General features: G+C 66.6%; 21 protein-coding genes. 8 read left to right on the forward strand and 13 right to left on the reverse strand.

The features are described from left to right. The 8 genes from PV761_RS00055 to PV761_RS00090 all read right to left on the reverse strand — a co-directional run. Positions 1–565 (reverse strand): chaplin family protein (locus PV761_RS00055; protein ID WP_347893379.1); only part of this gene is annotated, 565 nt, incomplete at its 3' end. Between the two features lie 1,191 nt (positions 566–1,756). After that, positions 1,757–2,827, reverse strand: coding sequence for a Gfo/Idh/MocA family oxidoreductase (locus tag PV761_RS00060; protein WP_347893381.1), 1,071 nt, complete (start codon positions 2,825–2,827; stop codon positions 1,757–1,759). 142 nt (positions 2,828–2,969) lie between these two features. Further along, on the reverse strand, positions 2,970–3,677 hold the full coding sequence (locus tag PV761_RS00065; protein WP_028270520.1) for an ABC transporter ATP-binding protein: 708 nt from the start codon (positions 3,675–3,677) through the stop codon (positions 2,970–2,972). A gap of 2 nt (positions 3,678–3,679) precedes the next feature. Then, a complete protein-coding gene (locus PV761_RS00070) occupies positions 3,680–5,161 on the reverse strand; it encodes an FtsX-like permease family protein (protein ID WP_347893383.1) in 1,482 nt (493 codons plus the stop codon). Between the two features lie 207 nt (positions 5,162–5,368). Further along, positions 5,369–6,469 carry a sugar-binding protein gene (locus tag PV761_RS00075; RefSeq protein ID WP_028270518.1) on the reverse strand — a complete coding sequence of 367 codons (1,101 nt, stop codon included), beginning with the start codon at positions 6,467–6,469 and terminating at the stop codon, positions 5,369–5,371. A gap of 50 nt (positions 6,470–6,519) precedes the next feature. Further along, a complete protein-coding gene (mmsB, locus tag PV761_RS00080; protein ID WP_347893386.1) occupies positions 6,520–7,791 on the reverse strand; it encodes a multiple monosaccharide ABC transporter permease in 1,272 nt (423 codons plus the stop codon). A 45-nt stretch (positions 7,792–7,836) separates the two neighbouring features. Beyond that, a complete protein-coding gene (mmsA, locus tag PV761_RS00085) occupies positions 7,837–9,396 on the reverse strand; it encodes a multiple monosaccharide ABC transporter ATP-binding protein (protein ID WP_347893388.1) in 1,560 nt (519 codons plus the stop codon). Between the two features lie 131 nt (positions 9,397–9,527). Further along, positions 9,528–10,718 carry an ROK family transcriptional regulator gene (locus tag PV761_RS00090; protein WP_028270515.1) on the reverse strand — a complete coding sequence of 397 codons (1,191 nt, stop codon included), beginning with the start codon at positions 10,716–10,718 and terminating at the stop codon, positions 9,528–9,530. A 228-nt stretch (positions 10,719–10,946) separates the two neighbouring features. Between PV761_RS00090 and PV761_RS00095 the strand changes: the two genes are divergently transcribed. Next, positions 10,947–11,777 (forward strand): nitrilase-related carbon-nitrogen hydrolase, encoded by an 831-nt coding sequence (locus PV761_RS00095; protein WP_347893390.1) that lies wholly within the window; start codon positions 10,947–10,949, stop codon positions 11,775–11,777. On the opposite strand, the gene PV761_RS00100 is transcribed toward PV761_RS00095, so the two are convergent. Together PV761_RS00100 and alr are read right to left on the reverse strand one after the other, a co-directional pair. Next, positions 11,720–13,393: a PucR family transcriptional regulator gene (locus PV761_RS00100; RefSeq protein ID WP_347893833.1), complete on the reverse strand. Its 1,674-nt coding sequence runs from the start codon at positions 13,391–13,393 to the stop codon at positions 11,720–11,722. The two genes, PV761_RS00095 and PV761_RS00100, sit on opposite strands and share 58 nt — an antisense overlap. After that, entirely contained in the window at positions 13,383–14,591 is a 1,209-nt protein-coding gene (gene alr, locus PV761_RS00105; RefSeq protein WP_347893392.1) for an alanine racemase, read from the reverse strand. Before alr ends, PV761_RS00100 begins: the two co-directional genes overlap by 11 nt. Positions 14,592–14,694: 103 nt before the next feature. Between alr and PV761_RS00110 the strand changes: the two genes are divergently transcribed. Beyond that, positions 14,695–16,230: an amino acid permease gene (locus tag PV761_RS00110; RefSeq protein WP_347893394.1), complete on the forward strand. Its 1,536-nt coding sequence runs from the start codon at positions 14,695–14,697 to the stop codon at positions 16,228–16,230. Beyond that, positions 16,227–17,957 (forward strand): FAD-dependent oxidoreductase, encoded by a 1,731-nt coding sequence (locus tag PV761_RS00115; RefSeq protein ID WP_347893396.1) that lies wholly within the window; start codon positions 16,227–16,229, stop codon positions 17,955–17,957. The genes PV761_RS00110 and PV761_RS00115 overlap by 4 nt, the downstream gene beginning before the upstream one ends. A 40-nt stretch (positions 17,958–17,997) precedes the next feature. Here PV761_RS00115 and PV761_RS00120 read toward each other — a convergent pair whose 3' ends face one another. Next, complete coding sequence (locus tag PV761_RS00120; protein ID WP_028270509.1) at positions 17,998–18,519, reverse strand: gamma carbonic anhydrase family protein; 522 nt, start codon at positions 18,517–18,519, stop codon at positions 17,998–18,000. Between the two features lie 104 nt (positions 18,520–18,623). Between PV761_RS00120 and PV761_RS00125 the strand changes: the two genes are divergently transcribed. Then, positions 18,624–19,211, forward strand: coding sequence for a DUF2231 domain-containing protein (locus PV761_RS00125; protein WP_347893399.1), 588 nt, complete (start codon positions 18,624–18,626; stop codon positions 19,209–19,211). Between the two features lie 70 nt (positions 19,212–19,281). On the opposite strand, the gene PV761_RS00130 is transcribed toward PV761_RS00125, so the two are convergent. Both PV761_RS00130 and purU read right to left on the reverse strand, forming a co-directional pair. Continuing rightward, positions 19,282–19,971: a class I SAM-dependent methyltransferase gene (locus PV761_RS00130; protein ID WP_347893401.1), complete on the reverse strand. Its 690-nt coding sequence runs from the start codon at positions 19,969–19,971 to the stop codon at positions 19,282–19,284. Positions 19,972–19,985: 14 nt separating this feature from the next. Beyond that, on the reverse strand, positions 19,986–20,846 hold the full coding sequence (purU, locus tag PV761_RS00135; protein ID WP_347893403.1) for a formyltetrahydrofolate deformylase: 861 nt from the start codon (positions 20,844–20,846) through the stop codon (positions 19,986–19,988). 334 nt (positions 20,847–21,180) lie between these two features. Here purU and glyA point away from each other — a divergent pair, with 334 nt between their 5' ends. From glyA to PV761_RS00155, 4 genes are all read left to right on the forward strand, one after another. After that, on the forward strand, positions 21,181–22,488 hold the full coding sequence (glyA, locus tag PV761_RS00140) for a serine hydroxymethyltransferase (protein WP_028270505.1): 1,308 nt from the start codon (positions 21,181–21,183) through the stop codon (positions 22,486–22,488). Between the two features lie 8 nt (positions 22,489–22,496). After that, complete coding sequence (locus PV761_RS00145) at positions 22,497–23,405, forward strand: bifunctional methylenetetrahydrofolate dehydrogenase/methenyltetrahydrofolate cyclohydrolase (protein ID WP_347893405.1); 909 nt, start codon at positions 22,497–22,499, stop codon at positions 23,403–23,405. A 100-nt stretch (positions 23,406–23,505) separates the two neighbouring features. After that, positions 23,506–24,672 (forward strand): histidine kinase, encoded by a 1,167-nt coding sequence (locus tag PV761_RS00150; RefSeq protein ID WP_347893407.1) that lies wholly within the window; start codon positions 23,506–23,508, stop codon positions 24,670–24,672. Continuing rightward, a complete protein-coding gene (locus PV761_RS00155; RefSeq protein ID WP_347893409.1) occupies positions 24,669–25,340 on the forward strand; it encodes a response regulator transcription factor in 672 nt (223 codons plus the stop codon). Before PV761_RS00150 ends, PV761_RS00155 begins: the two co-directional genes overlap by 4 nt. The last annotated feature ends 84 nt before the right edge of the window (positions 25,341–25,424 follow it).

Here is a 25,424-nt window from a genome sequence, read left to right on the forward strand (position 1 = left end):
CCGGTGCGGTGGTGGTCCCGGTATTGCCGGTTGCCGTTGAGTCACCCAGCAGGCCCAACGACGTCGTTCCTACCGTGACGGGTGCGGTGACCGGTGCGATGACCTGGGTTCCGGAGGCGAGACCGTCGGAACCGTTGGTTGAACCGCTCGTGTTGGTGCCAGCCGGTGCGGTGGTGGTCCCGGTATTGCCGGTTGCCGTTGAGTCACCCAGCAGGCCCAACGACGTCGTTCCTACCGTGGCGGGTGCGGTGACCGGTGCGATGACCTGGGTTCCGGAGGCGAGACCGTCGGAACCGTTGGTGGTTGAACCGGTGGTGCCGGTTTCTGCCGGTGCGGTGCTCCCGTTGTTGGTGGTGGTGTCGGTGGCCGTTGAGTCACCCAGGAGGCCCAACGACGTCGTTCCTACCGTGACGGGTGCGGTGACCGGTGCGATGACCTGGTTTCCGGAGGCGAGACCGTCGGAACCGCTCGTTGTATCCGCTGCACTTGCAGCGGTGGAGCCGAGGGCTAAGAGCCCGCCGGCAAAGAGGGTGCTGAGCAGCCCCCTGCGGATATTTGCGTGCATGGTGATATCTCCTGAAAGTTGTTGGTCAGGCGCCAATGGCAGCCTGAATGGCCGTTTTCTGCGCAGGGCCGCGCAGGGAGGGCCCAACTAGTCAGGAGATGAACCGGGGTCGAAGGAAACGGGCGCGGGCGAAGTCTGCAAGGGGCCGCTGACCGGGAATGCCTGATTCAGCGGAACATCCGTGTGAAAGCCGGAAAGCCAGGCTGCGCCGCCGGCTCCGCTGCTTGAAGACTGGCTGCTCCCCGACCCGGACCCCGGAACGGCCGGTAACGCAGCGGGGTACGGTGTTTCGTCGGCGGGGAGGGGTGCTTCGAGGCTCCCGGCATGAGGAACTGGCAGCGTCCCGGAACCACTAGAGGCGGACAATACCGCTGATTCCGCGGCGTCGGCGGAGAGTTCGCGGGAACTTTCAGGTCCTGTACTAATGGGCACCACCGAAGATGGTGCGACATCGCCGGCGGTCCCGCCCTCCCAAACAGACGGAGCAGGAAGAGCCGGGAGTAGCGCGGCACCAGTATCCGGAAGCAACTCAACACCAGTCAGCAGGTCGCCAACCCGCTCCACTGCTGGGTCAACGGTTGGAAGGGCATCGCTGGCTACGGGCAGGGCCTGCTGGGCTATTTCGACGACGACTCCGTCGGCCGCCTCGACAACTGGTGCCGTGACGGTGCCGACGCTGCCGGACGGGACAAACCTGTTCACCAGCGGGACAGCTTCAATCAGTTGGTCCACGGTGCCGGTCGCAGGACCGGTGAGAGGACTGAGGAGGCCGGCATGTTCAGTCGTGCTTGGCTGGCCGGAAAGTGCTGCACCGGCCGCCTCAGCCGCGCTCGGAGCGCCCGAAGCAACGGAGGGAGCCGCGGCGGCAAGGGCGCCTGCGACAGGACTGACAGCGGCTTCGGTGACTGAGGACGCAGAAGAGCTGACGTTCCCAAGCAATGAACCGGGATCTGATGCCGCGTCAGCGCTGGCGCCGGGGGCTGACAGGGTCAGCCAGGCTGTGGCTGCTGCGCCGGCAAAGAGTAAAGGTCGGAGCGCGCGCCATGACAAACGTTTCATGTGCAACACCCCCCGGCTCCTCGAAAAATCGACGATTGCCTACAGCCTAGGCACGACCAAGAGCGGGAGTCCAGAGGTTAGGACAAATAATCCGGCAAATTGATTATTATTTCCCGTCCCTGCTAATCCGAGTTAATGGGCATCATTCGGGTAGCTCACGCCCAGCTGTGCACGGACACCGTCAAACAACCGCATGACATTCAAGGAATCCTCAAGCGGCACGACGGGGCTCTCCGTGAGTCCTTGCTGGATGCATCTGGTGACCTCACGGAGCTCGTAAGAATAACCGCGGCCCACAACGTCGAAGTGTTCGGTGCGCGGTTCCGCCATGCCGACCCTGATCAGGATTTCCCTGGGATTGTTGATTGAGCCCATGGTGTGCAAATAACCCAGGCTTCCCGCGACGGTTGCTGCCCGCGGACCGTAGGCCATCAGCGACGACGTCAGCTGCGCCTGCGCGCCGTGGTGGTACCCCAGGGTCAACGCATTCTGGGTGTCCACGCCGTCGTCGTTCACTGATCCCGTGGCGCTGACGGTCTGCGGGAAACCCAAGGTGCCCAGGGCCCAAAGCAGGGGATACACCGTCAGGTCAAGGAGGGCGCCCCCGCCGTCCTTGAGTGCCCACAGCCGAGCGCTGGGGGAGTAGACAGCCGGGAAGCCGAGATCCGCGGTGACCCACTGAATTGACCCGAGTTCCCCGGACGCCGCGATTTCGAAAGCCCGCTGCATGCTCGGCAGGAATCGGCTCCACATCGCTTCCATCATGAAAAGCTTCTTCGCACGCGCGAGGTTCACAAGTTCCGCGGCTTCCCGCGCGTTGATGGTCAGCGCCTTTTCGCACAGCACATGCTTGCCCGCCTGGAGGGCGGCCAACGCAACTTCGTAGTGCTGGGCGTGCGGAGTGGCCACATACACGACGTCCACGGAGTCGTCGGCGAGGAGCCGCTGGTAGCCCGGTCCGCCGTCGTCGTCCCCGTACGCCCTGGCGAAGCCGTACTCGGCTGCGAAAGCATCAGCCGACTTCTGGCTTCTTGAGCTGACCGCATACAGCTCCGCATCAGCGAGAAGGGCCAGATCCTGAACCATCGACCGGGCGATACTTCCTGTCGCCACTACTCCCCACCGCAGGGTGCGTCCGGTCGAAGAACGGGGATCCTGATCGGACTGGCTGAATAGCCACGGTTTCGCGATGTGGGCGCTCATTGTGCCATCCTCTCACCCGGCCGCGAGAGCGTTGGGGAAAAACCCGCAGAAAGTGAGAGAGGGTCCGGTTAAAAGCCGCAGGAGCTGAGAGAGCGTTGGGATACGCCCTGCTCAGCTCCCGCGTGTGCGGGCAGCGTCCCGCCTATGCCGTGGCGGCCGCTGCCACCCTGGCGCGGGCGGGCTCCTCGGTGAGGCGGCCCTGCTGGAGCCGGAAGCGGCGGTCCGTCTTGTTGGCGAGCTGGCGGTCGTGCGTCACCACCAGGATGGTGGTGTTGTGGTCGCGGCTCAGCGAGCTGAGGAGTTCGATGATGTGTTCGCCGGTCTGCTCGTCCAGGTTTCCGGTCGGTTCGTCGGCGAGGATCAGCTTAGGTTCGTTGGCCAGTGCCCGGGCAATCGCCACGCGCTGCTGCTCGCCGCCGGACAGGCGGTTGATGCGGCGCACGTGCTTCTCCGGATCCAGCTGCACCTGCTCCAACAACTCCTTGGCCCTGGCCAGCCTCACGGATTTGCGGACCCCGGCGAACTCCATCGGCAGCATCACATTGTCCACGGCCGACAGGTTGGGGATCAGGTTGAACTGCTGGAACACGAAGCCGATGTCGCGGCGCCGGTATTCGGTCAGCTTGCCGTCGGGCATGCTGGCCAGGCTGACGCCGTTGACCACGACGTCTCCGCTGGTGGGCTTGTCCAGCGCCCCCAGCAAGGACAGCAGGGTGCTCTTGCCGCTGCCGCTCTTGCCCACGATGGACGCGAGCGTGCCTTGTTCGAGTTCGAAGCTGACGTCGTTGACGGGTTTGATGGTGCGGTCGCCGGACTTGAAGGTGCGGACGAGATTCTTGACTTGGATCATGGTTACTCTCCTCGGAGGACTTCGATGGGGCGGATGCGGGCGGTCAGGAGTGCAGGAACCAGGGCTCCGATGATGGCCACGCAGAACACTGCGGCGATGCCGGCGGCGATCACGCCGGGGGAGGCGCTCGCAGTGACGGTGGTCAGCAGCTGGGAAGCGCCGCCGAACGGTCCTCCTGAGGGGAGGCCAGCGCCGCCCGGGAGGCCAGCGCCGCCGCCCGGGAAGCCGGCCGCCCCGCCGGGCATGCCGCGCCCGGTGGTTGCCGCCGTCGTCGTACTGGTGTTGGAGCTGATCAGTGCGGAGGCGATGCCGCCGCTGGCGAAGGAGGCGACGGCGGCACCCACCACGCTGCCGAGCGCCACGAGGACCAGCGCCTCCAGGACAAACTGGAGTCCGATGGTGCGGTTCGGAGCGCCGATCGCCTTGAGCACACCGATTTCACGACGGCGCTCGCGGACCAGCATCACCATGATCAGCAGGATGATCAGGCCGGCCGTGCCCAGTGCCGCGACGAACGCGATGAAGGAGATGTTCTTGACGCTGTCCAGCGAGCTGACGGCGGCTTCGAGGTTCTGGCCCTGTGTGACATCGGCCTTGTCGGTGCCGAGGGCGGCCTGCACGGCAGTCTTGGTGGAATCGACGTTTTCCAGGGTGTCCACCGTGACGATCATGGTGGACAGCTCGCCCGGCAGTGCGGCCAGGGTCTGGGCGGAGGGGAGGGTGACGTAGAGGGCGTTGTTGCCGAACGTGGTGCCGGCGTCGAACAGGCCGGTCACAGTGTAGGTCTTGTCGTTGATCGTGAAGGTGGAGCCGACCTTGAGGCTGTTCTTTTCGGCGAGGGTGGTGCCCAGGAGCGCGTTGGTTGATTCGGCGGAGTAGTCGCCCAGGCCGGTGCCTTCGGTGATCGCCAGGGCCTTGCCTGTGCTGTCCACCTCGGCGCCGATGCCCGTGGCCGTAATCGGGAGACTACGGACAGGCTGCGTGGCGCCGGTGCTCCCGGTGGTTCCCTCCGCGGCCTGGTTGCGGCCGCCGAGCGTTCCGGCGTCGACGGCGGCCGTGAGGCTGGTGGTTAGCGTGGTGGTGGATTGCCCGCCGGGTCCGCCCTGGCCCCCGCCGGGGCCGGTTCCCTGGGGCCCGCTTGTCTGGGTTCCGGCGGCGGACTGTGTTGCCGCTTCCGTGGCGTTGCGCAGCCGCAGCGCCTTGGTGCCGACGACGCTGGTGACATTGGGTACGGCGGCCGCGGTGGCGGCCTGCTCTGACGTGAGCGGTTCGCCGCCGCCTTCGAAGCCCTGGCCTCCGGCCGGATTGACGGTCAGCACGGTGCCCACGGATGCGTTCAGTTCAGCGACTTTGGCGGCAACGGCCTGGTTGGCCACCAGCATGGACAGGGCCAGGCCGATGGCGACGGCCAGCACTGCCACCACGGCCCCGGTCCGGACCTTGTTTCTGAAGGCATTGCCTATACTTCGGGCGAGGACGCTCACGGTACTCCTAGAATCTCTGGCCGGACGGAATGACCGGCTGCTGATCCAACAGTGGTGCGCGTGGCTGTGCGGAGAACGGGCCGAAGCTGTGTTTGCGCTGTGAAGGGCGACGGCGGAGGGCGGGGGCCGGAGAACGCAAAAGCCCCGGCCCACCCTGTCGGGTGGGCCGGGGCTTTTCACTGTACTGAGGAGCGCCCCAGCGCGGGACTACTTGGTGATCGGGCCGAGTACCGGATCGTCCACGTAGGCCGTCTTGACGTTCTCCTTGGTCACGATGACCGGATCCAGCAGGTAGGCCGGAACAGTCTTGACCGTGTTGTTGTAGGACTTGTCATCGTTGATCTCAGGCGTCTTGCCGGCCTGGATGTCCTTGACCATGGTGATTGCGTGCTCAACGAGCTTGCGGGTGTCCTTGTTGATGGTGGAGTACTGCTCACCGGCCATGATGGACTTCACGGACTCAACTTCGGAGTCCTGGCCGGTGATGACCGGAAGCGGCTTGCCGGCAGCCTTGACGGACGTCAGGACTGCACGCGCCAGGGTGTCGTTCGGGGACAGGACGCCGTCCAGGGAAGCGGTGTTGTAGCTGCCGGTCAGCAGGGTGTCAGCCCTGCGCTGGGCGTTCTCTGCCTTCCATCCCTGGGTGACAGCCTGTTCGAACGAAGTCTGGCCGGAGACAACCTTGAGCGTTCCGTCGTCGATCTTCGGCTTGAGGACACTCATGGCGCCGTCGAAGAAGACCTTGGCATTGGCGTCATCCGGGGAACCGGCGAACAGTTCGATGTTGTACGGGCCGGACGGCTTCTTGGCCTTCATGCCGTCCAGCAGCGCCTGGCCCTGGAGTTCGCCCACCTTGAAGTTGTCGTAGGCCACGTAGTAGTCCACGTTCTCGGTGTTCAGCAGCAGGCGGTCGTAGGCGATGATGGTGGCGCCGGAGTCCTTGGCCTGCTTGAGCTGGGTACCCAGCTGGGCGCCGTCGATGGCACCCACGATGATGACCTTTGCACCCTTGGTGACCATGGCGCTGATCTGGTTCTGCTGCTCGGAGACGCCGCCGTTGGCGAACTGCACGTCAGCCTTGAAACCGGCTCCGTTCAGGCCGTCGTTGAACAGCTTCTCGGCCAGCACCCAGTTTTCACTGGTCTTCTGGGGGAGCGCGACGCCGATCGAGGAGTTCTTGGGGAATGCCTCGCCGCCGCCCGTGCCACCGCCTGTGGTGCCGGTTTCGGAGCGGCCGCAGGCTGTCAGCGCCAGTGCCGCAATAGCAGCGATTGCTGCTGCCTTTCCTGCTTTACCAATCATTTGCATTGCTTGGTTCACTTTCTATAGATGGTGTGCGGAGAATCGTGGGGGAGCGCTCAGCCTTCCTTGCGGATGACGTCCTTGGTAGCAGTCGTCTCGTCCGGCTGGAGCTCGGTGCTCTTGCCGCCGAAGTTCTTCATCATCATGCCGATGATGGACTTCTTGCCCTGGGTCTTGTTGTAGACGTCGAAGGCGACGGCGATGAGGAGGACGAGGCCCTTGATGATCTGCGTGAGGTCCGCGCCGACGCCCAGGAGTTGCAGGCCGTTGTTCAGGACAGCCATCACCAGGCCACCAACGATCGAGCCGATCACGGTGCCTACGCCGCCGGTCACGGCAGCGCCGCCGATGAAGACTGCTGCGATGGCGTCCAGTTCCCAGCCGACGCCGTCAAACGGGCCGGAGGCGGTGGAGCGGCCCACGAAGATCATGCCTGCCAGGCCGGCTAGCACGGACATGTTCATCATGACCAGGAAGTTGACCTTCTTGGACTGCACACCGGAGAGTTCGGCTGCGTGCCGGTTGCCGCCCACAGCGTAGATGTGGCGGCCGACGATGGTCTTGGAGGAAATGAACCCGTAGATGAGGACCAGGACGGCCAGGATCAGGCCCGGGATCGGGAAGGACGTCCCCGGGCGGCCCGTGGCGAACAGGTACGTGGCGTAAAGGATGGCGCCGCAGATCAGGACGAGCTTGAGGATCATCACCCAGGCTTCGGGGACTTCAGCGCCGAGGGCAATGGCCCGGCGGCGTGAGCGGACTTCGCTGAAGATGACGTAGGCAACGGCCAGCAGGCCCAGCAGCAGGGTGAGGTTGTTGTATCCCGTGGACGGCCCCACCTCGGGGAGGTAGCCGGAGCCGAGGTACTGGAAGTCGTTGGGGACCGGGATGGTGTTGGACTTGCCGACGAACTGGTTGAAGCCGCGGAAGAGCAGCATGCCGGCGAGGGTCACGATGAAGGCAGGGATGCCCACATAGGCGGTCCAGAACCCTTGCCAGGCCCCGATCAGCGCCCCGAGGGCCAGGCCGAGCAGAACGCCGGCGTACCAGGGGATGCCCCAGTCACGGATGGCCAGGGCCACGGTGACGCCGACAAACGCCGCCACCGAACCCACGGAGAGGTCGATGTGGCCGGCGATGATGACCAGCACCATGCCGATGGCCAGGATCAGAATGTAGGAGTTGCCGTTGAAGAGGTTGATGACGTTGCCCGGGGTGAGCGTGCGGCCCTCGGTGAAAATCTGGAAAAAGACGATCAGTGCAACCAGGGCGAAGATCATGCCGAATTGGCGGGTGTTGCCGCCAAATAGCTTCTTGAGCGCGTTCATTGTTTCGGTCCTTGTGTCTGGAAGGTTCTGGAGGTATCCAGAAGGTCAGGCGGCGGTCTTGCGGGCGGATGTCATGAGCTTCATCAGGCTTTCCTGGCTGGCTTCATCCTTGTTCAGGACGCCTGTGATGGCGCCTTCGAAGATGGTGTAGATGCGGTCCGAGAGTCCCAGCAGTTCAGGAAGTTCGGAGGAAATCACGATCACTCCCTTTCCCTGGTTGGCCAGCTGCTGGATGATGCCGTAGATCTCGTACTTGGCGCCCACGTCGATGCCGCGGGTGGGCTCGTCCAGGATCAGCAGGTCCGGGTCGGTGAACATCCATTTGGCGAGCACCACCTTCTGCTGGTTGCCGCCCGAGAGTTTGGCGACGCCTTCTTCCACTGAGGGCGTCTTGGTGCGCAGGGACTTGCGGTACTGCTCCGCAACGGTGAATTCCTTGTTGGGGTCCACGATGTTGTGCTTGCTGATCTTCTTCAGGTTCGCTGCGACCGTGGTGGTCTTGATGTCATCGAGGAGGTTCAATCCCAGGGACTTGCGGTCCTCGGTGACGTAGCCCAGCCCGGCGTCGATCGCCTGGCGCACCGAGCGGAGGGTGATCTCCTTGCCGTCCTTATAGATGTGGCCGGAGATGAACCTTCCGTAGGAGCGGCCGAATACGGAACGGGCAAGCTCGGTTCGGCCGGCGCCCATAAGCCCGGCAAAACCGACAATCTCGCCGCGGCGGACAAAGAAGTTGGAGTTCTTGCAGACCAGGCGGTCCTGGATCTGGGGATGCCCCACGTTCCAGTCCTTGACCTCGAAGAACACCTCGCCGATTTTCGGTTCGTGGTCCGGGAAGCGTGACTCCAGCGTGCGGCCCACCATGCCCTTGATGATGCGGTCCTCGTCCACGCCGTCGGCCTTCACGTCGAGGGTCTCGATGGACTTGCCGTCACGGATGATGGTGATCGAGTCCGCAATCTGCTCGATCTCGTTAAGCTTGTGGGAAATGATGATGGACGTGATGCCGCGGCCCTTGAGGCCCAGCATGAGGTCCAGCAGGTGCTGGGAGTCGGATTCGTTCAGGGCCGCAGTGGGCTCGTCGAGGATCAGGAGCTTCACCGACTTGCTCAGCGCCTTGGCGATTTCGACGAGCTGCTGCTTGCCGACGCCGATTTCCTTGATGGCGGTATCGGGATCCTCGCGCAGGCCCACCCGGGCCAGCAGTTCGGTGGACCGCGTCCGGGCCTCGGCCCAGTCGATGATGCCGCGTTTGGTGGGCTCGTTGCCCAGGAAGATGTTCTCCATGATGGAGAGCTCCGGAATGAGTGCGAGTTCCTGGTGGATGATCACGATGCCGGCCTGCTCGCTGGCCCGGATGTCCTTGAACTGCTGGACTTCGTTCTGGTAGACGATGTCGCCGTCATAGGTGCCGTACGGATACACACCGGACAGGACCTTCATGAGGGTGGACTTGCCGGCGCCGTTCTCACCACAGATGGCGTGGATCTCGCCGGCCTTCACCCGCAGGCTCACCTCGGACAAAGCTTTAACGCCGGGGAATTCCTTGGTGATGGAGCGCATCTCGAGAAGGATCGGATCGCTTTGCGTGGTCTGGGACGTCATTTGCCCTTACGCCTCCAATGCATGACTTCGTTGTCCGCCCTGCAAACCGCAGGGCCGTCTGATGAAAAAGTAAACTTGATCACAGCCGTTGTCGTCAAGTCTTTAACGCAACGGCCCGATAACGAATAGGTTCAGGACCGGCGGATTCCCGCATGCTGGAAGACCAGTGCGGCCGCCCCGAGGGCCTCCGCCCGGTCCCCGAGCGAGGACATGGTCAGAGTGGTGGTCTCGCCGATGACGGGGACCGCATGGCGCACCAGGCCCCGCCGGATGGGGTCCAGGAGAAGGTCTCCCAGCCCCGCCAGGGGACCGCCCATCACAATGACTTCGGGGTTGATGAGGTTGGCTACGTTTCCCAGGGCCCGGCCCACCGCAAGGCCGGCGTCGTCGATGACCCGAAGAGTCGCGGAGTCCCGCTCCAGGGCCTTGCGGACGATGTCCTCGGCGCTGAGCGGTTTCTCCTCCCCGCGGCTGAGGAGCTCGATCATGGTGGTTGTGGACGCAATGGTTTCCAGGCACCCCCGGTTCCCGCAGCGGCAGATGAGGCCGTGCTCGTGAATGGTGGCATGGCCGATTTCGCCGGTGATGCCCACGTTTCCGTAGTACGGGGCACCGTTGAGGATCAGCCCGGCGCCAATGCCCGAGCCGATCTTCATGAACATCAGGTTGCTGATGCCGCTGTGGGGCCCCCACGTGACTTCCGCCAGGGCGCCAAGGTTGGCGTCGTTGTCAATGAACACGGGGAAATTCAGCGTCTCTTCAAGATAATGCAGGATGTTGATGCCCACCCATTCGGGGAGGATGGCACCCTGCGCCACAGTGCCCGTCCGGCGGTCGATGGGGCCCGGGATGCCGACGCCGGCCCCTACGATGGCGCTGCGTTCCACGCCGCTTTCCGCCAGCAGTTTCGCAAGGAGTTCGACGGCGGCCCGGATGCCTTCGTCGGCGTGGTGGCCCAGTGGCAGCAGCACGGATTCCTCGGCGATGATGTGGTAACTCAGGGTTGCCAGGACCACCCGGAGGTGCCGCCGGCCGAAGTCGATTCCCACGGCGACCGCCCCGTTGCTGTTGAGCCGGACGTTCAGCGCGCGCCGGCCGGAACTGGTGATCGGCTCCGTGGACGCCAGCCCGGCATCCTGCATGATCTTGACGATGTTGGAGACAGTGGCGGTGGACAATCCGGTCTGCCGGGCGAGTTCAGCCTGGGTTGACGGACCGTTCAGCAGGCACTCGATGATCCGTTGCTGGTTCAAGTGCCTCAGGGCGGACTGTGAACCAGGGTTCTTGGTTCGGCTCCTCGTTGAGCGCGGTGATGAGGGCATGCAAAGAAGCGTGCACCATCTGCACCGTTGTAGTCAAGAAGTTAACGCAAGGCGCCATTGCAGCACCCTCGCCGCACGCACGGACGTTCCGCACTGCGAGCCCCTGTTTCCGGGTGGAAATGCACCTACGGCACAGTCTGCACCCTCGCTACGCTGGTAGGAAGAGGCTGCAAGAAGAGGCGGCCCGCGCTCCGCGCGGGCAACCCGGAGACTATAGAGGTGGTAACGGTGCTGCTGGCACTCCTGCAGGCGAACGCCGCCGTACTTGATGTGGAAGCCAACTGCGCGGCGGTTGAGGATGCGGCACGGGAGGCCGCCGCTGCCGGGGCGGAGGTGCTTCTCACCCCGGAGCTGTTTCCGGTGGGGTATGCGCCCGTCCGGGTCCGGGCCGGACTGGATCCCGCCAGCTTGCCGGCCATCCGCCGGACGCTGGCCGGCATCGCGCGAAAGAACGGCATCGGACTGGTCTACAGCCTGCCCGCCGTCACCGCGGACGGCCGCTGGCAGATCACCTCCACGCTGGTGGACCGCGAAGGGGCCGAGCTGCTGAACTACGCCAAGGTCCACTTGTTTGGCGAGGACGAGCGCAAGGCGTTCAGCCCGGCCGCTGAACCTCCCGCCGTCGTGGACTTCCACGGCATCAAGACGTCCATGGTGATCTGCTACGACGTCGAGTTTCCCGAAGCGGTGCGTGCCGCCGCAGTCCGCGGCGCAGAACTGCTCCTGGTCCCCACCGCCCTGGCCCAGGGATTCGACTCCGTTCCGCAGGTCCTGCTGCGCGCCAGGGCACTGGAGAGCCAGCTGACGGTGGCCTATGCCAACCACGTAGGGGAGGAGGACGGCTGTGCGTTCCTGGGCGGCAGCGTCATCGCCGGCCCCGACGGCACCCTCCTTGCCGCTGCAGGTCCGGCGCCCGAACTGCTGTACGCCGAGGTGTCCGCCGCCAGCGCCCGCGACGCACGGGAAGCGGTGCCGTACCTCAGGGAGCGCAGGCCCGAGCTCTACTCGGACTGGGAGGGCTCAGCCGCGGTCGCCGGCCGAGATTCGTCCACGTACTGAAGCGCGAACCAGAGTTCAGCGCGGACCTGGGCTTGGTTGAGGTCGGTATCCAGGAGTTCGGCCAGGGCGTTGATCTGGCGGCGGACGCTGTTCCGGTGCAGGCCCAGCGCCTTCGCCGTGGCGTCCCAGCTCCCGTTCTCTCCCAGCCACGTCCGCAGCACCGCCAGCTGGGCGGCCCGCCGTTCGGGATCATCCTGGCCAAGGACCGGCTCCAGCAGGCGTGCCGCCAGCATGGTTCCGGCTTCGCGGCCAAGCAGGCCTGCCACGGACCATGTCACCTCGTCCACCCGGGCGCTCCGTCCCGTTGCCTGAACCCGGGCACGCAGCGACGACACCCGGCGGTACGCGGCCGCCAGCGTCTGGAACTCGGTGGCATCCCCGATCACCAGGCGCCAGCCGAGTTCTTCCGCCTCGTCCAGCAGGGATTCGTCGACCTTGAGGCGGGTGATGGCGGCAAAACCGTAGTCGGTGATCTCCACGAGTTTGGTGTCGAACATCCGGCGCCACTGCAGGAGCTCCCGGACGGGACTGTCGCCCGCAGGGCCCCCGGGTTCCGCCTTCACGCCCTGGACCACCCGCAAGGGTGCAGAGCGCGTGGAGGAGATGCTCTGTGCCAGGAGGTCCTTGAGGCCGTTGATGTGCTTCGTGCCGCCGGAGGCCACGCTGTCCGGATGCAGCAGCAGCGCGGTCGCAAGCTGGCTTGGTGCCAGCGAGCCGCTGGTCCGTTGCCGCACCAGCAGTTCCAGGAGGCCCACCACCGAGGACACCACACTGTTCTGCGCCGGGGTGAGCGGTCCGACGGAGCCCAGGATCAGGGCGCCGAGGTTGGCGTCGCGGGTGCTGCGGAGCGGGTGGCCGAACACCGTAGACCGCCGCGGTTCCTCGAAGGACTCCATCTCAACCCGGGGGCCGCTGCCAGCCAGCAGCCGTTTCAGCAGCGGCTGCAAGGCGGAAAGTTCGACGGCGGCGGGCGGGGCCTGGTTGCTGGCCGAGCCGTTGCCGCCGCTGCTGTTGCCGCTTCCGCCGCCGGCCGCGGCCCGGGCGCGGGTCCTGCCGTCGGCCCCGATGAGCAGCGCCCAGACCGGAACCCGCTGCACCAGGGCCGCCAGGAGTTCGTGCTCCGGCCTGGCCGACAGGACCGCCCGCATCAACTGCCGGTTGGTGTCCGCCAATTGCCGGAACACCCTGGCGTTGTCCGACTCCAGCAGTTGCGAGAACGCCAGCCCGATCGCCGCGAACGGAACAGTCCTGGGAAACTCCACCAGGGTCAGGTTGTGGCGCCGGCACGCCGCCACCACGGTCTCCGGCACGGCGTCGAAGTACGGTTCCAGCCCGAACCCCAGTGCGCCCACCCCGACTCCCACCAGCCGCTGCACGTAGTCATCCACTTTTCCCTCGCTGCCGCCCTCGCCGAGGAACGGCAGGCCGGCGGTGAGGATGAACTCGCCGTCGAGCAGGTAAGGCGTTGGATCCTCCAGTTCGCTCGGCTCCACCCAGCGGAGCATCCCGGCGCCGTTGCCGCCGTCGTGGAGTACTTTCAACTCCGGCGGCAGCTTCTGCAGGAACTGCTCGAGCGAGACGAAGCCGAGCCGCTCGACCGCTGCCTCAGGCGCCAACGGGAGCACCGGCTTCCTGGTAGTCCGGGCACTCGTAGGCGCGCGGCAGGCGCGGGGCGATCCGGTTGATGATCTCGTCGCCGTGGCTGCCGATTGCCGCGCCCCAGTCATCGGCGCTCGCGGCCCCGGTGCGCGGATCGCCAAATAGCACAGCTGTGTCACCAACGGCCACGCCCTGGGCATCCGGGCCCAGATCCACCATGAACTGGTCCATGCAGACCTTGCCGATTACCGGGACCCGGCGGCCCCCGAGCAGGATCAGGCTGCGGCCGGTGATGCCCTTGGGGATGCCGTCCGCGTAGCCCAGCGGGATCAGCCCCAGGTACCGCGGCTCGTGCGTGATGGCCCGGTGCTCGTAGCTCACCCCGGTTCCTGCTGGCACTTTCTTCACCAGCACCACCGGCGCCGTGACAGTCAGGGCGGGGCGCAGGCCAAAGTCGGCCGGAGCCAGGTGGTCGGCCGGGGCCAGCCCGTAGAACGCCAGGCCGGCCCGCACCATATCGAAGGCGAATTCCGGCCGGTCAAGGATGTTGGCGGAACTCGAGACGTGCCGCAGAGCCGGTTCCAGTCCCGCCGCCCTGGCCGCGCGGACGGCTTCTTCGAAAGCCTCCACCGCCGCCAGGTTGGCCGGGTGCGCCGGAACGTCGGCCCAGGCAAGATGCGTCCAGACACCGCGCACGCGGAGCGTGCCTGCACGTTCTGACGCCCGGGCAGCGGCGACGAGTTCCGCCCAGTCCTCCGAACGCGCCCCGCCGCGGCTCAGCCCCGTGTCCAGTTCAAGATGGACGACGGCGGGACGGCCCAGGTGGCGGGCTATGCCGGCCACGACGTCGAGCTGGGCAACGCTGCCCAGCGACACGTCGACGTCGTACTCCAGCGCTTCCCGGATCGTCCCGCTGGAGGCAGCCGCGAGGTACAGCCAGGACAATACCGGAGCGGTGATGCCCGCCCGGCGCAGGGCAATCGCTTCATGAAGCTGCGCCGTTCCCAGCCAGTCCGCGCCGGCCGACAACGCCGTCCGGGCGACGTCAACAAGTCCGTGGCCGTACGCGTTGCCCTTCACCACGGCCATGAAGTGGGGTGCCGCCGAGCGCTGGCGGAGGGTGCGGATGTTGTCCGCGATGGCCGAAAGGTCAACGCTGACCTGTCCGGTCAGCGCGGCGTTACGCGTGCTCTCGATGTGTGCATTAAGTCTCATGCCAGAAGACTATAGGTCATTTTGCACAACAATGAGAGGTGGCTCACAAACCTAAGCTGGACCCAGGGGAAAGCCGCTAACTACTCACGAACGGACGTCAATGATGACTGCGCCTACACTCACCGGCCGGCCGCCGGCAGCTGCCCGCCGTCCGGGCCTGGCTGCGCAACTGCTGCGCCGCAAGCCGATCGGCCAGATGGTCAGCGAGGCCGACAACGGCCATGGCGGCACCAAGCTGGTCCGCAGCTTCGGGGTCCTGCAGCTGACCATGATCAGCGTCGGCGCCACGCTGGGAACCGGCATCTTGGTCATCCTGGGCGAATCAGTGCCGCTGGCCGGCCCCGCCATCTGGATTTCGTTTGCCATCGCCGGACTCGCCGCCCTGCTCTCCGCCGTGTCCTACGCCGAAATGGCCGGCCTGGTCCCGGTGGCGGGCTCCAGCTATTCCTACACCTACGCCACGATGGGCGAAGGGATGGCCTGGATCTGCGGCTGGTGCCTCGTGCTGGAGTACGCGGTGTCGGTGGCCGCAGTAGCCGTCGGCGCAGGCCAGTACGTCAACGAGACCCTCGCAGTGTTCGGGCAGGTCCTGCCCGACGCCATCTCGCAGCCGCCCGGGGACGGCGGCATCATGAACATCCCGGCCATGGTCATCGTGGTCCTCGCGACGATCCTGCTGGTCCGCGGGGCCAGGGAGAGCGCCTGGATCAATACCGCGATCGTCGTGATCAAGGTGGGCATCCTCCTTTTCTTCTGCGCCGTCGCTTTCACGGCCTTCAACGCCGGCAACTTCGAACCGCTGCTGCCGATGGGCGCGGCAGGCGTCTCGGCCGCTGCGTCGACGGTCTTCTTCTCCTACATCGGCTTCGACGCCGCCTCCACGGCCGGCGAGGAAGCGCGCAATCCCAAGCGGGACCTGCCGCGGGCCATCATGCTCTCCATGGTCATCGTCACCACCATCTACGTCCTCGTGGCTGTCGCTGCCATCGGCGCCCGCCCCTGGGGCTGGTTCGACGGCACCGAGGCCGCCCTGGTGAAAATCCTCGAGGAAACCACAGGCCAGCCGTGGATCGCCCTGGTCTTCGCCGTCGGCGCCGTGCTGGCCATCGCCAGCATCGTCCTGACCGTCCTCTACGGCCAGACCCGCATCCTGCTCTCCATGTCCCGCGACGGACTCATTCCCAGGATCTTCGGCCGCGTCTCTTCCCGGACCGGCACCCCGGTTGCCGGGACCGTGATCGTAGGCGTCCTCGTGGCGCTCACCGCGGGGCTGGTTCCGCTCGGTGACCTGGCGGACGCCACCAGCATCGGCACCCTGTTCGCCTTTGCCCTGGTCAACGTGGCCGTCATCTACCTGCGCCGCAACCGGCCCGAACTCAAGCGCACCTTCCGCGTGCCGCTGTTCCCGCTGACCCCCATCCTCGGCGCGCTCATGTGCGCCTACCTCATGGCCAACCTCGGCGCCGATACCTGGGCGGTCTTCGGCATCTGGATGCTGGTGGGCCTCGCCGCCTACTTCGGCTACGGTCGGAAGCACTCCAGGGTGGCGGCCTTGGGCCACGAGGAATACCGTGAACTGAGCGGGCGCGAAACTTCACCACTGTCCACCCCCGAACCGACGAAGGCAGACCTTTCATGACCATCGCCACCGAACTGCCGGCCAACGATCCCGCCGCGGCATCCGGCGCTCAGGCCGCGGCCACCGCGGACCGGGCAGCCGACGCCCCGATCACCATGCTGAACCCGGACTTCCCGTTCAGCTACGACCACTATCTCGCGCACCCGGACGGCCTCGGCTCGGTCCCGCCCGAGCTGTACGGCACCCAGGTGGCGGTGGTCGGTGCGGGCTTGTCCGGCCTGGTCACGGCCTACGAACTGATGAAGCTGGGCCTCCGCCCGGTCCTGTACGAGGCCGACCAGATCGGTGGCCGCCTCCGGACTGCCAGCTTCCCGTCAGCTCCCGGCGTGGTGGCGGACCTCGGCGGCATGCGGTTCCCGGTGTCCGGCAAGGCGTTCTACCACTACGTGGACCTGCTGGGCCTGCAGACCCAGGACTTCCCCAACCCGCTGGCCCCGGTCACCTCCAGCACCGTGATTGAACTGGCCGGCCAGAAGCACTATGCGAGCACACCGGCGGACCTGCCGCCGTTCTTCCGGGAAGTGGCGGACGCATGGAAAGCGGCAGTGAACGACGGCGCCCGGTTCAGCGAGATGCAGGACGCCATCCGGGCGCGGGACACGGCCCGGATCAAGGAGATCTGGAACGAACTACTGCCGTTGATGGACGAACAGACGTTCTACGGCTTCATCGCGGCCAGCGAGTCCTTCAAGGAGGCGGGCTTCGCGCACCGCGAGGCGTTCGGGCAGGTGGGCTTCGGCACCGGCGGCTGGGACACCGACTTCCCCAACTCCATCCTCGAGATCCTCCGCGTCGTCTATACCGACGCCGATGACCAGCACCGGCTGATTGCCGGGGGAGCGCAGCGGCTCCCCGAGGCACTGTGGCAGCACGCGCCGTCGGGCATGGCCCACTGGCCGGAAGGGACGTCGCTGGCGTCGCTGCATTCAGGCTCCCCGCGGGGCGCCGTGGACCGCATCAGCCGGGACGCCAACGGCGACCTGCGCCTGCGCGAACGCTGGGGCCGGGAGGCGAGCTATCCCGCCGTCGTCACCACATGCCAGTCCTGGCTGCTGTCCACCCGGATCCACACCGAGGAGGCACTGTTCCCCGCGGAGCTGTGGACGGCGATCGAGCGCTCGCACTACATGCAGTCCTCCAAGACCTTCGTGATGGTGGACCGCCCGTTCTGGAAGGACACGGATCCGGAGACCGGCCGCGATGTGCTGTCCATGACCCTGACCGACCGGTTGAACCGTGCCACCTACCTGCTGGACGACGGTCCGGACAAACCCGCCGTCATCCTGCTTTCCTACACCTGGAACGATGACGCGCTGAAGTGGCTGGCGCTCGACGCGGACCAGCGGGTGGAGCTCATGCTGCATTCCCTGGAGCAGATCTACCCGGGGGTGGACATCGCCAGCCACATCATCGGCCAGCCCATCACGGTCTCCTGGGAGGCGGACCCCAACTTCATGGGCGCCTTCAAGGCGAACCTGCCCGGGCACTACCGCTACCAGCAGCGGCTGTTCACGCACTTCAAACAGGACAAGCTGCCGGAAGCCCAGCGCGGGATCTTCCTGGCCGGCGACGACGTATCCTTCACCGCAGGCTGGGCCGAGGGCGCCGTCACCACCGGCCTCAACGCGGTGTGGGGCGTGGTGAACCACCTGGGCGGCCGGTCAGCCGCCGGGAACCCGGGACCGGGCGATGTGCTGGACGCACTTGGGCCGATCAGCCTGGACTAGCCGGCCCCGGTGGTTGAGCTTGGCGAACCCGGAGGCGGGCCTAGCCTGCGTGGAGTTCCCGGTGTGCCTGCGCCAGCTCGCGGTAGTGGGCGGCGTTGCGCTTCACGCCGTCGAATTCCTCGTCGGTGAGTTCACGGCGGACCTTCGCCGGGACGCCGGCCACCAACGACCGGGGCGGGATGACGGTTCCTTCGAGGACCACGGCGCCGGCCGCCACCAGCGATCCGGCGCCGATCACCGCACCGTTCAGGATGGTGGCGCTCATGCCGATGAGGCAGTCGTCCTCGACAGTGCAGCCGTGCACGACGGCGCTGTGGCCGACGCTGACGCGGGCCCCCACGCTGCACGGGAATCCCGGGTCGGCGTGCAGCACAACATTGTCCTGCAGGTTGCTTCCCTCACCCACGGTGATGGCGGCGGTGTCGGCCCGCACGGAGACGCCGTAGAACGCGCTGGCATCCGCAGCCAGGGTGGCGTTGCCGATCACGGAGGCGCTGGGGGCGACGAAGACTGAAGGGTGGACGTCCGGGCTGGTGCCGGCGAAAGGATAAAGAGGAGCCATGTGCCCAGCCTAGGACACTGCTCCGGCAGGCATTCGGAAGCACGCTCCCCAGCCGGGCTTTGTGGCCTAGTGACGCCGCCGACGTGTCTCACTACCATGGGGCCATGAAACTTCGGGGTTTTGGCCCGTCAGGGCTTCAGCTGCAAGGACTTCACCTGCGGACGGACGGCGGCGGAGGGTCCAGCCGGTTTCGCCGGCTGATGCGGCGGATAGAGCAGCTGGATGCCCTTGACCCGGCCGTCCGTGCGGCCGGGCCGCCGGCCGGCCGGCTGGTCCAGAACAGGCGTCTTCGCAGCTTCCTGCACGGCGACGCAACCGGAATAGCGCTGCACGGCATCCTGACGGACGCACCGTTTGGCGCGTGGTTCATGGCCACGTACCTGGACCTGTACTCCGACCCCGGGACGCAGCGGGCGGCCACCCGGCTGATCGGCCTTGGCGTCATCACTGCCGTTCCCACCGCGAAATCAGGATGGGCCGAATGGTCGTTGGCCGGCCGCGGAACGAAGCGCGTCGGAATCGTCCATGCAGGTCTGAATGGCACGGCCGTCCTGATCTTCGCAGGGTCCTGGGCCGCACGGCTCCGGGGCCGGCGCAAGCTCGGCGTTGGCCTGGCGCGGGTGGGGGCTCTCGTCTTAATGGCAAGCGCGATGCTGGGCGGATACATGGGCAGCGCGCGGCGGGGTGCCTAGGACAGCGCACGGCCCCAACTAGGTAGCAGCAGGTGTCGTTTTGAGGGCTCATAACGACACCTGCTGCTACCTAGTTGGGCTGGGCACGGGGAGTGCGGAGGACCAGGAACTGGTAATGCTGCGTCCAGTGGCCCGCACCCGGTCCGGACTCCGCGCCAGTGCCTTCGGGCCACGTCACGAATTCCTCAATCCGGCCGTGCGGGCCGAAGATCCGTTGGAGTGTCTCGTCGCTGCGGCGGCTGAAAAAGCGCGGCGGCTGGATCTCGTCTTCGGGGTTGAGGACCTCTTCATCGTCACCGGACCAGAGTCCGACGGCGATCAGCGCTCCCGGCGCGGCCACCCGCACGAGTTCGCAGACGACGTCGTCGATGTTCTTGTCGGGGATATGCAGCAAGGTGCTCATGGTCCACAGTGCCGGGAAGACGCCGTCGGCGAAGGGCAGGCTCCGCACACTGGCGACCGAGGCATCCAGTCCCTTGGCCGCAGCCAGCCGGACCTGTTCTTCGGAGATGTCCACACCCGTGTAGTGGATGCCGGCCTGGACGAACTTCAGCCCGTCAAGGCCCGCGCCGCAGCCAACTTCCAGCACGGCGTGCCTGCCTTCGGCCTTCAAGCGTGCAATGAACCGCTCCCGCTGCTGCACCCGCTGCGGAGTCAAGGGATGCTCAGGATAAAGTACAGCGCGCTGGTTGTAGAACGCGGCCAGCCGGTCCTCGCCGCTGAGCTCCGGGGCTCCGGAGTCCTCCCCATCCGGGGCCACGTCCTGCCCGGACCCTAGTTGAAGACGACGGTGCGGTTGCCGTCCAGCAGCACCCGGTGCTCTGCGTGCCACTGGACCGCCTGGGCCAAGGTGCGGCCTTCCACATCGCGGCCCATCTGCACGAACTGTTCGGCCGTGCGGCGGTGGTCCACGCGGATGACTTCCTGTTCGATGATGGGCCCCTCGTCGAGGGCGGCAGTGACATAGTGCGCCGTGGCGCCGATCAGCTTGACGCCGCGGGCATGGGCCTGGTGATACGGCCTGGCACCCTTAAAGGACGGCAGGAAGGAATGATGGATGTTGATGGCCCTGCCGGTGAGCTCGGTGCAGAGCTCGTTGGACAGGATCTGCATGTAGCGGGCCAGGACGGTCAGCTCGATGTCCTGATGTGCGATGATCTGGCGCAACTGGTCCTCGGCCTGGACCTTGGTGTCCGCGGTGACCGGGATGTAGTGGAAGGGAATGCCGTAGAACTCCGCCAGCCCGGCCAGGTCCTGGTGGTTGGACACGATGGCGGGGATCTCGATGGGCAGCGTGCCGGAGCGCTGCAGGAACAGGAGGTCGTTGAGGCAGTGTGCCGACTTGCTCGCCATCAGCAGCGTGCGGACCTTCCGGCCGGCGGGGTTGAGGCTCCACTCCATGCCGAAGGCCTCCGTCACGGGCTGCAGCGCGGCGTGGACCTCCGCCTGGGACGCGTCGGTGGTGGCTTCAACGCGCATGAAGAACGTGCCGGTGGCGTGGCTTCCGTACTGCTGTGAGTCCGTAATGTTGCAGCCGGCCACGAGCAATGCACCCGCCACGGCATGCACGATGCCGGGCCGGTCCGGGCAGGAAAGGGTCAGGACATAGTCGGAGGTCAGCTGGTCTTCAGTCACGAAGAACAGCCTACCCGCGCCGGAGGCCCTGTTCTCGACGGTATTCAGGCGGGATTCAAACGGCACCCGGGAAGGTTTTGATAGGCTTGTCCGGTCGCAACTGGCGTTGGATGGCTAACCATCAGGGAGCGGCACTGACGAAGACCACGGATCGTACGCCTGGGCCGAGGGTCATGTTTTGCCGGCCGGCAGCTTAACCGCTGCCGTTCCTCTTCGGTGTCCTGCCCGCAACCGGGTTTCCCCTCACCGGGTTTCCCCGTCATCAAGGGGGCAGGGCAACGCCACAGCCGGTAGCCTGACCTTAGCAGCGCCCATCCCTAGCCAGGAGTTCTACGTGACTACTTCTCCGACTTCCGTTAGCACGTCCGCCACCGTCAGCAACCTCCCGCTGGCGGAGCTCGACCCCGAGATCGCCGCAGTACTGGACCAGGAGCTTGGCCGCCAGCGCGGCACCCTGGAAATGATCGCCTCGGAAAACTTTGCCCCGCGCGCCGTGATGGAAGCCCAGGGTTCCGTCCTGACCAACAAGTACGCCGAGGGCTACCCGGGCCGCCGCTACTACGGCGGCTGCGAATACGTGGACATCGCTGAACAGTTGGCGATCGACCGCGTCAAGGACCTGTTCGGCGCAGAATACGCCAACGTCCAGCCGCACTCCGGCGCCCAGGCCAACGCCGCCGCGCTGTCCGCCATGATCACCCCGGGCGACAAGATCCTGGGCCTGTCCCTGGCTCACGGCGGCCACCTGACACACGGCATGAAGCTCAACTTCTCCGGCAAGCTCTACAACGTGGCTGCCTACCAGGTGGAGCAGGACAACTTCCGCATCGACATGGACAAACTCCGCGAGCAGGCCATCGCCGAGAAGCCGCAGGTCATCATCGCTGGATGGTCCGCCTACCCGCGCCACCTGGACTTCGCGGCCTTCCGCTCGATCGCCGATGAAGTCGGCGCGCTGCTCTGGACCGACATGGCCCACTTCGCCGGCCTGGTGGCCGCCGGCCTGCACCCGAGCCCCGTGCCGCACTCCGACGTCGTCACCTCCACGGTGCACAAGACCCTCGCGGGACCTCGCTCCGGCGTGATCCTGGCGAAGCAGGAATGGGCCAAGAAGCTCAACTCCAACGTCTTCCCGGGCCAGCAGGGCGGACCGCTCATGCACGTCATCGCCGCCAAGGCCGTTGCCTTCAAGATCGCCGGTACCGCTGAGTTCAAGGAACGCCAGGAGCGTGTCCTCGAGGGCGCCAAGATCATCGCCGACCGCCTGAACCAGGCTGACGTCGCAGAAGCCGGTGTCTCCGTACTCACCGGCGGCACCGATGTGCACCTGGTCCTGGTGGACCTGCGTAACTCGCAGCTGGACGGCCAACAGGCCGAGGACCTCCTGCACTCCGTGGGAATCACCGTGAACCGCAACGCCGTTCCGTTCGACCCCCGCCCGCCGATGGTCACCTCCGGCCTTCGCATCGGCACTCCAGCCCTCGCCACCCGCGGCTTCGGTGCCAACGAATTCACCGAGGTCGCCGAGATCATCGCCACCGCCCTGAAGGCCGGTTCCGCCACCGACATCGAAGCCCTGCAGGCCCGCGTGGACAAGCTTGCCGCCGACTTCCCGCTGTACCCGCAGCACGAACAGTGGTGAACCCGTCCATGGCGCAGACCGCGAAGATCCTTGACGGCAAGGCTGCTGCAACCGCCATCAAATCCGAGCTGGCCGACCGTGTCGCGGCCCTGAAGGCCCGCGGCGTCACCCCTGGCATTGCCACAGTGCTCGTGGGCGCGGACCCTGCCTCCCAGCTGTACGTGTCCATGAAGCACAAACAGTCGGTGGAGATCGGGATGAACTCGATCCAGCGTGAGCTTCCGGCCGATGCCACCCAGGCCCAGGTCGAGGCCCTCATTGACGAACTCAACGCGGACCCCGCCTGCCACGGGTACATCGTGCAGCTGCCGCTGCCCAAGCACCTGGACACCGACGCCATCCTCGAGCGGATCGACCCCGACAAGGATGCCGACGGCCTGCACCCGACCAACCTTGGCCGGCTGGTGCTCAACGTCAGCGGCGAGATCACTTCGCCGCTGCCGTGCACCCCGCGCGGCGTCATCGAGCTCCTGGAGCGCAACGGCTACAACCTCGCCGGCAAGCACGTCGTGGTGGTCGGCCGCGGTGTCACGATCGGCCGCACGATCGGCCTGCTGCTTACGCGGCGGGCCGTGAACGCCACCGTTACGCTGACTCACACCGGCACCGAGAACCTTTCGGAGCTGCTGCAGCTGGCGGATGTCATTGTGGGCGCGGCGGGTGCCAAACACATCGTCAAGGCGGCGGACGTGAAGCCGGGCGCGGCGCTGCTCGACGTCGGTGTCACCCGTGAAACCGATCCCGAGACGGGCAAGAGCAAGGTCCACGGCGACATCGATCCCGCAGCTGCCGAGGTGGCCGGCTGGATCTCGCCGAACCCCGGCGGCGTCGGTCCCATGACCGTGGCGCTGCTGATGACCAACGTGGTCGAAGCCGCGGAACGCAAAGTGGCGGAGCGCCACGCCGGCGCCGCCTAAGCTATACGGAATGCAGACAGGGCGCCTACTCCCGCGGGAGTAGGCGCCCTGCGCCGTTAACCGGACGACGCAGGTCGGCCGCCGCCGCTAGGCTCGAAGTATGCCGCGCCGATTCCAGGGTCCGCCCACTGCCTTCCTCGTGATCGCCGTGGCCGTTGTCCAGGTCGTGGGCACGATCTTCGCCGCTGCCCGGCAGCCCGACCACCGGCCCCTGGACGTCCTGGCCTTCGTGCTGCTGCTTGCCGGCCCGGCCGCGTTGTCCCTGCGCCGGCGCCGGCCCGCCGCGATGTTGCCTGCGGCTGCCGCGGCGACCATCCTCTACCTTGCCGCAGGCTACCCGTGGGGTCCTGTCCTGCTGTCCCTGGCACTGGCCATCGTCTTCTCGGCGGCCGCCGGACGACGCTGGCAGACCTGGACCGTGGCCGGAATCTGCGCGGCGGCGCTGGCTGCCTTCTTTATGGCCGGCGGGGACGAAGGTGCCCTGATCCGAGCAATCGCCGGGACGTCCTGGCTGGTGATCCTGGTGCTGCTGGGGGAGGGTGCCCGGCTCCGCCACGAGCGCTTGGCCGAAAGGCGGCGGCAGCGCGAGTCCCGGGAGCAGGCCGCCCGGGACGAATACCGGCTTGCCCTGGCCAGGGATATCCATGACGTTGTGGCGCATTCCTTGTCCCTCATTAACGTCCGCGCATCAGTGGCGCTGCACCTGGGGGACCGGGACCCGGAACAGTTCCGTCCCGCCCTGGAGGCCATCAAAACGGCCAGCAAGGAGTCCCTGGACGAAGTCCGCCAGCTGCTGGGCGTGCTCCGGGACGACGCACCGCTGCGCCCGGCCGCAGGTCCCGGGTTGCGGAAACTGCCCGAGCTCGCCGAGAACGCGCGGCGCACGGGACTGGACGTGAAGCTGGACATCCGGACGGATCCGGACACCGGCGGGCCGCCCGCCGCAGCCGAAGAGGCCGCCTACCGCATCGTGCAGGAGGCCCTCACCAATGTGGTGAGGCATGCCGGGGCCGGCCGCGCCGCCGTCGTGGTTGACGTTCCCGCCGACGGGCCCGACGCCGGACGCCTCACCGTCACGGTCGACGACGACGGCCGCGGAGCCGCCGGGGCACCGGAAGGCAACGGCCTGCGGGGGATGCGGGAACGCGCCGCCGCGCTGGGCGGCACAGTACGGGTCCTGCCGCTCAACCCGGGTTGGCGGGTCCAGGCAGTGCTGCCGCTGGGCAGCCACCCCAACGGCGGCGACCAGGACGGGGACCGGGCATGATCCGCATCCTGATCGCCGATGACCAGACCCTCATCCGGGCCGGATTCCGTGCACTCCTGGATGCCGAACCGGACATGGAGGTCGTGTCCGAATGCGGCACCGGCGACGACGCCGTGCGGCTGGCGGCACGCGAGAGGCCCGACGTCGTGCTGATGGACATCCGCATGCCGCAGGGCGACGGGCTCGAGGCGACCCGCAGGATCCTGGCCGATCCGACGCTTCCCGGGACCCGGGTCATCATCCTCACCACTTTCGAACTGGACGAGTACATCGCCGAGGCTGTGCGTGCCGGTGCCGCCGGCTTCCTGGTCAAGGACACCGAACCAGAGGAACTGCTCCGCGCGGTGCGCGTGGTGCACGACGGCGACGCGCTCCTGTCGCCGTCAGTGACGCGGCGGATCATGGCCCAGCTGGCCCTGCAGCCCCGCCTGCCCGGCAAGCCCTCCGATGCCGTGCTGGACCGGATCACCGAACGCGAACGGGAAGTGCTCCGGCTGGTGGGGGAGGGACTGAACAACGCCGAGATCGCCGGGCGGCTTTTCATCACGCCGTTGACCGCCAAAACCCACGTCTCCCGGATCATGACCAAGCTGCAGGTACGTGACCGGGCGCAGCTGGTGGTGCTGGCTTATGAGTCGGGCCTGATCCGGCCCGGCTGGAGCAGCTGAGGACTCCCGGCTGCCTCCCCGGGTAGTAGGGCGCATGCCCCAAGTGCCTCCCGCCGCCGGACGACGGCGCAGGGCGCCGAAACC

The organism is Arthrobacter sp. CC3, assembly GCF_039907775.1.
Taxonomy (GTDB): domain Bacteria; phylum Actinomycetota; class Actinomycetes; order Actinomycetales; family Micrococcaceae; genus Arthrobacter.